The sequence below is a fragment of the Streptomyces sp. NPDC059668 genome, from assembly GCF_042734135.1.
Lineage (GTDB): Bacteria > Actinomycetota > Actinomycetes > Streptomycetales > Streptomycetaceae > Streptomyces.
The window spans coordinates 32,057-38,749 of record NZ_JBHWEL010000016.1; the positions used below are offsets into that span (position 1 = coordinate 32,057).

The window sequence follows — 6,693 nt, forward strand, 5'->3', positions numbered from 1 at the left end:
GGAGGCGTTACTTGGTGAGATTCTCCGGCCCGAAGGCCTGCGGCAGCATCTCGGAGAGCGGCAGGATCCCGGCCGGCGTCTCCACGAGCAGGCCGGCGCCGCCGAACTCGTACAGCAGCTGGCGGCAGCGTCCGCACGGTACGAGGATCTCGCCCCGCCCGTCGACGCAGGTGAAGTGCGTCAGCCGGCCGCCCCCGCTGTTCTGCAGCTGGGAGACGAGACCGCACTCGGCGCACAGCCCGAGCCCGTACGAGGCGTTCTCGACGTTGCAGCCGGTGACGGACCGGCCGTCGTCGACGAGCGCCGCGGCACCCACCGGGTACCCCGAGTAGGGGGCGTAGGCACGGGACATGGCGTCCCGCGCGAGCTCCCGCAGAGCCTCCCAGTCGGCGCCCTCGGACGAGGCCTCCGGGGGTCCGGCCTCCGGGGAGGTCACTTGCCCTGTCCTCTCCGGTACGGCAGCCCGTCCGCCTTCGGCATCCGCAGATGCTGCGCGGACAGCGAGAGCACCAGCAGGGTCACGACGTACGGAGTGGCGCTCACGAACTGCTGCGGGACCTCGTCGGTGGCGAGGTACCAGACGAACATCAGCGCCGAGACCACCGCGGTGGCGACCGCCGGCACGACCCGCTTCTTCCAGGCCAGGTAGGCCACGGCGATCACCAGCAGGATCGCGAGGAGCAGGATCAGCGCGTGCACGTTGGTGCCGCCGCCGCGCAGGTTGAGGCTGTCGGTGTAGCCGAACAGGCCCGCGCCGAGGGCGAGGCCGCCCGGCATCCAGTTGCCGAAGATCATCGCGGCGAGACCGATGTAGCCGCGCCCGGCCGTCTGACCGTCCAGGTAGACGTTGGACGCCACGATGGACAGGAACGCGCCGCCGAGGCCGGCGAAGCCGCCCGAGATGATCACGGCGATGTACTTGTACTTGTAGACGTTGACGCCGAGGGACTCGGCGGCCACCGGGTTCTCACCGCAGGAGCGCAGCCGCAGGCCGAAGGCCGTGCGCCACAGCACCCACCAGGTGGCGGGGACGAGGGCCACCGCGACGAGGGTGAGCGGCGAGAGGTCGGTGACCAGTCCGCCGAGCAGACCCGCGATGTCCGAGACCAGGAACCAGTGCTTCCCGTTGAGGGTCGACAGCCAGCTGGACAGCCCCGGGATGTCGAAGGTGCCGAGCGAGTCGATCGGCGGCGACTGCTTGGACGAGCCCTGCGGCGCGTCCTCGAAGGTGAACTTCGACAGGTAGCGGGTGGTGCCGAGCGCCAGGATGTTGATGGCCACACCGGAGACGATGTGGTTGACGTTGAAGGTCACCGTGGCGATGGCGTGCAGGATGCCGCCGAGGCAGCCGCCGATGATGCCGAAGGCGACACCGGTCCAGGGGCCCCACTGGTAGCCCGCCCAGGCACCGAACCAGGTGCCGAGGATCATCATGCCCTCGAGGCCGATGTTGACGACGCCCGCGCGCTCGGCCCACAGACCTCCGAGACCCGCGAGGCCGATCGGCACCGCGAGACGCAGCGCGGTGGACATCTGTCCGGTGGAGGTGATGCCGTCGGCGCCGGTGATCAGGCGGACGACCGAGGTCAGGATCAGTACACCCGCGATGACGAGCAGGAGTACCGGTAGGGACATACGGCGGCTGCCCTTGCCGGGCTGCTGCGCCTGCGGCTTGGCGACGGTCGCGGTGCTCATCGGGCAGCCACCTCCTTCGGGGAGTTGTTGTTGGCGGCGGCCGCGGCGGCCAGTTCCTCGCCGACCCGCTTCTGCTGGCGGCGCAGGCCCCAGACACGTACGGCCTCGTACGAGATGACGACCGCGAAGACGATCAGGCCCTGCATGATCGTGGCGATCTCCTTCTCGTACGCCACCGGGGTCGCGTAGTCGAGAGCCGGGGACGCCTTGTCGAGGAAGGCCCACAGGAGTGCGGCGAGGGCGATGCCGCCCGGGTTGTTGCGGCCGAGGAGCGCGATGCCGATGGCGGTGAAGCCGAGGCCGGCGGGGAAGCTCAGGCTGTAGGTGTGGGCGTCGCCGAGGAGAAGCGGCAGCCCCGAGAGACCGGCGACCGCGCCGGAGATCAGCATCGCGGTGAGCACCATCCGCTTGGCGTCGACACCGGAGGCGGCGGCGGCCTCCTCGGAGGCGCCGGTGGCGCGCAGGTCGAAGCCGAAGCGGGTGCGGTTGAGGACGAGCCAGTACAGGACGCCCAGGAGGACGGCGAGGAAGACCATGCCGTAGATCTCGCCGACGTCCGAGCCCAGGTCGATGCCGGGGAACCAGCCGGACTTCTTCATGATGCCGGTCGTGTTGTTGTTGCCGACCTGCACACCCCAGATGTTCTCCGCGGTGAGGTAGCCGATGAGGCTGGTGGCGATCGCGTTGAGCATGATCGTCGCGACGACCTCGCTCACTCCGCGGGTGACCTTCAGGACACCCGCGATGCCGGCCCAGAAGGCGCCGGTGCACATGGCGACGATCATCAGGACGGGGATCTGAAGGAAGGACGGCAGCGCGAGGTGCGCGCCGACCACCGCGGTCATCATCGCGCCGAGGCGGTACTGGCCGTCCACGCCGATGTTGAACAGGTTCATGCGGAAGCCGATGGCCACGCCGAGCGCCGCGATGTAGTACAGCGACGCCTGGTTGACGATCAGCACCTGGGTGTCGGAGTACGTCGCCTGCTGAAGCATCAGCGAGTACGGCTCGAACGCGCTCTTGCCCGAGGCGAGCAGCACGACCGAGGTCAGCGCGATCGCCGTGACGAGCGCGATGACCGGGCCGGCCACCGCGAGGAGCAGGCGCTCCTTGTCGAACTTCTTCATCGGGCCTCGTCCTCCGGGGCGGCGCTTTCCGCTACGTGCTCCAGGTGTCCGGAGGCGGCGCCGGTCATGGCCGAGCCGAGTTCCTCCGGGGTGACGGTCGCCGGGTCGGCGTCCGCCACGAGCCTGCCGTTGTAGATCACCCTGAGGGTGTCGGACAGGCCGATCAGCTCGTCCAGGTCGGCCGAGATCAGCAGCACGGCCAGGCCTTCGCGGCGGGCCTCGCGGATCTGGTCCCAGATCGCGGCCTGCGCGCCGACGTCCACACCGCGGGTGGGGTGGGCGGCGATCAGGAAGCGCGGCTTGTGGCTCATCTCGCGGCCGACGATCAGCTTCTGCTGGTTGCCGCCGGAGAGGGAGGCGGCGGTGACGTCGATGCTGGGCGTACGGACGTCGTACTCCTCGACGATCCGCCGGGTGTCCTCCTGGGCGCCCTTGATGTCGAGCCAGAAACCCTTGGCGTTGGGGCGCTCGGTGACATGACCGAGGATGCGGTTCTCCCAGAGCGGGGACTCCAGCAGCAGGCCGTGGCGGTGGCGGTCCTCGGGGATGTAGCCGATGCCCTGCTCGCGGCGCTTGCGGGTGGCCCAGCCGGTGATCTCCTCGCCGAGGAAGGAGACGGAGCCCGAGTCGGCGTGCTTGAGGCCGATCAGGGCGTCGATGAGCTCGGTCTGACCGTTGCCCTCGACGCCGGCGATGCCCATGACCTCGCCCGCGTGGATGGTGAAGGTGACGTCGTCGAGAACGCGTCGCACCGCGCCGGCGGTCTCGGCCTTGCCCCCCGTGACCAGACCGGCGCCCGTCGGCTCGGCGAGCTCACCGAGGGAGGCACCCCCTTCGGCGAAGGCGGTGAGGCCCTTGACCTCGATCACCGGCTTGTCCGTGACGGTCGACTCGGCGGTCTCCGGGGTCGGCAGCTCACTGCCGACCATCATCTCGGCGAGCTGACGCGGGGTGGTCTCGGCCGGAACGGCGGTACCGACCGTCGTGCCGCGCCGGATGACCGTGATCTCGTCGGCGACCGACAGGACCTCGCCCAGCTTGTGCGAGATGAAGATGACGGCCAGGCCCTCGGACTTGAGCTCGCGCAGGTTGTCGAAGAGTGCGTCGACCTCCTGCGGCACCAGTACCGCGGTGGGCTCGTCCAGGATCAGGGTGCGGGCGCCGCGGAAGAGGACCTTGAGGATCTCGACGCGCTGGCGCTCGGCGACGCCGAGGCTCTCGACGAGCACGTCCGGGCGGACGTTCAGCCCGTAACGGTCCGAGATCTCCTTGATCTTCTTACGGGCGCCGCCGCCGATGCCGTACAGCTTCTCGCTGCCCAGGACGACGTTCTCCAGGACGGTGAGGTTGTCGGCGAGCATGAAGTGCTGGTGGACCATGCCGATGCCGCGCGTGATGGCGTCGGCGGGCGACGAGAAGGTGACCTGCTCGCCGTCGACGGCGATCGTGCCCTCGTCCGGCTTCTGCATGCCGTAGAGGATCTTCATCAGCGTCGACTTGCCGGCACCGTTCTCGCCGACGAGGGCGTGGACCGTACCTTTTCGGACGCTCAGATGGATGTCGTGGTTGGCCACCACACCCGGGAACCGCTTGGTGATCCCCGCCAGCTCGACCGCGGTCGACTGCGCGGTGAGGGGAGGGCTGCTGGACGCGTCGATGGCGCACTCTCCTTGGAAAAGGGGCCATCTACGCGCGTAGCGCCCCTGCTTTAAAATAGTGCCCGGACGGACCGAAGGTGATCATTTTCGATCACACCCGATGCTGTCCGAGCATTTTGCCGCGCGAACGGGGCGCGAGGAGCATCCTCCCCGCGCCCCGTTCCGTGGCCGTAACGCTGCCATTTCAGCGTCGCCATGGCCATGGTTTCGACGTCTGGTGATGACGTCGTGACCTGGCGGGGACCGGGACTCGGGTCAGGAGGTCTTGACCGTGATCGAGCCGTCCTTGATACCGGCCTCGGCCTTCTTCAGCGCGGCCTGAAGGTCGGCGTTGTTCTTGAAGGCCGGGTTCGAGTCGGCGAGGCCGACACCACCGGTGGCGAGGCTCGCACGGACGACGCCGGTCGCGGGCTTGCCGTCCTGCACCGACTTCGCGAGGTTGTAGACAGCCCCCGCGACGTCCTTGGTGGCCGAGGTCAGGATGTAGTCCTTGTACTTGGCCAGCGCATCCTGCTTGTACTGGTCGGAGTCGACGCCGATGGCCCACACCTTGTGCGAGGCGGCGGACTGGATGACGCCCTGGCCCGACAGACCCGCGGCGGCGTAGAGCACGTCGGCGCCGGCGTCGATCTGGCCCTCGGCGGCGTCCTTGCCCTTGTCGGGGCTGGCGAAGCCACCCTCCTGGGGCGTCTGCGTCAGGTACTGCGACTCGATCTTGATGTTCGGGTTGACCGACTTGGCGCCCTGGACGTAACCGGCCTGGAACTTGTGGATCAGCGGGATGTCGACGCCGCCGATGAAGCCGATGTGGTTCTTCTTGGTGGCCTTCGCGGCCGTCACGCCCGCGAGGTAGGAGGCCTGCTCCTCGTGGAAGACCATGTCGGCGACGTTGGCGGCCTTGTCCTGCTCGTCGTCGATGATGCCGAAGGTGATCTTCGGGTACTTGGCGGCGACTTCCTTGATCGCCGGCGCGTAGACGAAGCCGACGCCGATCACCGGGTTGTAGCCGGACTTGGCCAGCTGCTCGAGGCGCTGCACCTTGTCGGCGTCGGACTCGCCGTCCTGCGGCTCGATGTCCCGGCCGCCGATCTTGAGGTCCTTCTCGGCCTTCTGGAAACCGGCGAACGCGGCGTCGTTGAACGACTGGTCGCCCTTGCCGCCGATGTCGTACGCGAGACCGATGCCCTTACCCTTGGCCGAGCCGCCACTGGAGGCGTCGGTGGACGAGCCGCCACAGGCGGAGAGAGCAACGGCGAGGGATGCGGTTGCAACGCCCGCAACCGCGATTCGGGACACCCGGCGCATGAACGTGACTCCTTTTGTGCAGGCGCCCAGACCAGGCGCTGATTCCGCCGCAGCGTAACGCGCGTAGACATAGCAGAGAACCCACCTTGCCAGAGTGTTATGCGACCGTTTTGAACCCTCGGGGAACGGCTGTCGAACACACGGGACGCGTCCGCTCGGCAAACCCGCCCGGCCTCCGGGCCCGGCACCCGGCCCTCCGGTGTCATGTACCAGACCGCCATACATCCCAAGATCCTTCCCAGGACGGATCTTTTCGTCAGGTACCCACCGGAAGAATCCCTGTTCGAGATGCGCATCTCCGCAGGCCGGACCAGCCTGCGGCGGCAGGCCGGACCAGCCTGCGGCATTCGCTTCTGATCCATAGGGGGATCGTGAAACTCAACAAGTTCACCGCCACCGCGATAGGTGTCGGTGTGGTGCTGTCGGGCACCGTGGTCGGTGTCGCGACACCCGCCATGGCCGCGTCGACCTGTAGCACGCGGATCTCCGCGGACCGCTCGACCGGTTACGCGAAGTGCACCGGGGGGAACACCCGTCTCAGCGAGCACCGCGTGAAGGTGGTGTGCATCGGGCCCCGCGGCGACAAGGCCAATGTGTACGGCAAGTGGGTCAGCACCCGCCACGGCGAGACGTCGAAGGCGGTCTGCACGACCGACCCGAGGTCGTCCGGCGTCGAGGTGTACCGGATCACCGTCGAGACGGAGGAGCCGGTCTAGCCGACCGGCCCGCACGAGCACGTCCGCCGCTCACGCGGCGCGGGGGACGACAGCATGTGCATGGGGGAGCCCCCCGGCCCCCCCCCGGGGGGGGGGGGGGCCCCCCGGGGGGGGGGGCCCCCCCCCCCCCGCCCCGGGTGGGGGGGGGTGGGGGGGGGTTGTGAGAAAAGAAGCCGCGCGCGACACCAGAAC

General features: G+C 68.8%; 6 protein-coding genes. 1 reads left to right on the forward strand and 5 read right to left on the reverse strand.

Annotation, left to right across the window (positions count from 1 at the left end):
• Positions 1-7: 7 nt before the first annotated feature.
• The 5 genes from ACFV2J_RS14685 to ACFV2J_RS14705 all read right to left on the reverse strand — a co-directional run bounded on the left by ACFV2J_RS14685 (position 8) and on the right by ACFV2J_RS14705 (position 5,785).
• Complete coding sequence (locus ACFV2J_RS14685; protein WP_385094608.1) at positions 8-436, reverse strand: cytidine deaminase; 429 nt, start codon at positions 434-436, stop codon at positions 8-10.
• Positions 433-1,695: an ABC transporter permease gene (locus ACFV2J_RS14690; RefSeq protein ID WP_385094605.1), complete on the reverse strand. Its 1,263-nt coding sequence runs from the start codon at positions 1,693-1,695 to the stop codon at positions 433-435. The genes ACFV2J_RS14685 and ACFV2J_RS14690 overlap by 4 nt, the downstream gene beginning before the upstream one ends.
• Positions 1,692-2,822, reverse strand: coding sequence for an ABC transporter permease (locus tag ACFV2J_RS14695; protein WP_385094601.1), 1,131 nt, complete (start codon positions 2,820-2,822; stop codon positions 1,692-1,694). The genes ACFV2J_RS14690 and ACFV2J_RS14695 overlap by 4 nt, the downstream gene beginning before the upstream one ends.
• On the reverse strand, positions 2,819-4,480 hold the full coding sequence (locus tag ACFV2J_RS14700; RefSeq protein WP_385094611.1) for an ABC transporter ATP-binding protein: 1,662 nt from the start codon (positions 4,478-4,480) through the stop codon (positions 2,819-2,821). The genes ACFV2J_RS14695 and ACFV2J_RS14700 overlap by 4 nt, the downstream gene beginning before the upstream one ends.
• A gap of 255 nt (positions 4,481-4,735) precedes the next feature.
• On the reverse strand, positions 4,736-5,785 hold the full coding sequence (locus ACFV2J_RS14705; RefSeq protein ID WP_385094599.1) for a BMP family protein: 1,050 nt from the start codon (positions 5,783-5,785) through the stop codon (positions 4,736-4,738).
• 371 nt (positions 5,786-6,156) lie between these two features.
• Here ACFV2J_RS14705 and ACFV2J_RS14710 point away from each other — a divergent pair, with 371 nt between their 5' ends.
• Complete coding sequence (locus ACFV2J_RS14710) at positions 6,157-6,501, forward strand: hypothetical protein (RefSeq protein WP_168529883.1); 345 nt, start codon at positions 6,157-6,159, stop codon at positions 6,499-6,501.
• The last annotated feature ends 192 nt before the right edge of the window (positions 6,502-6,693 follow it).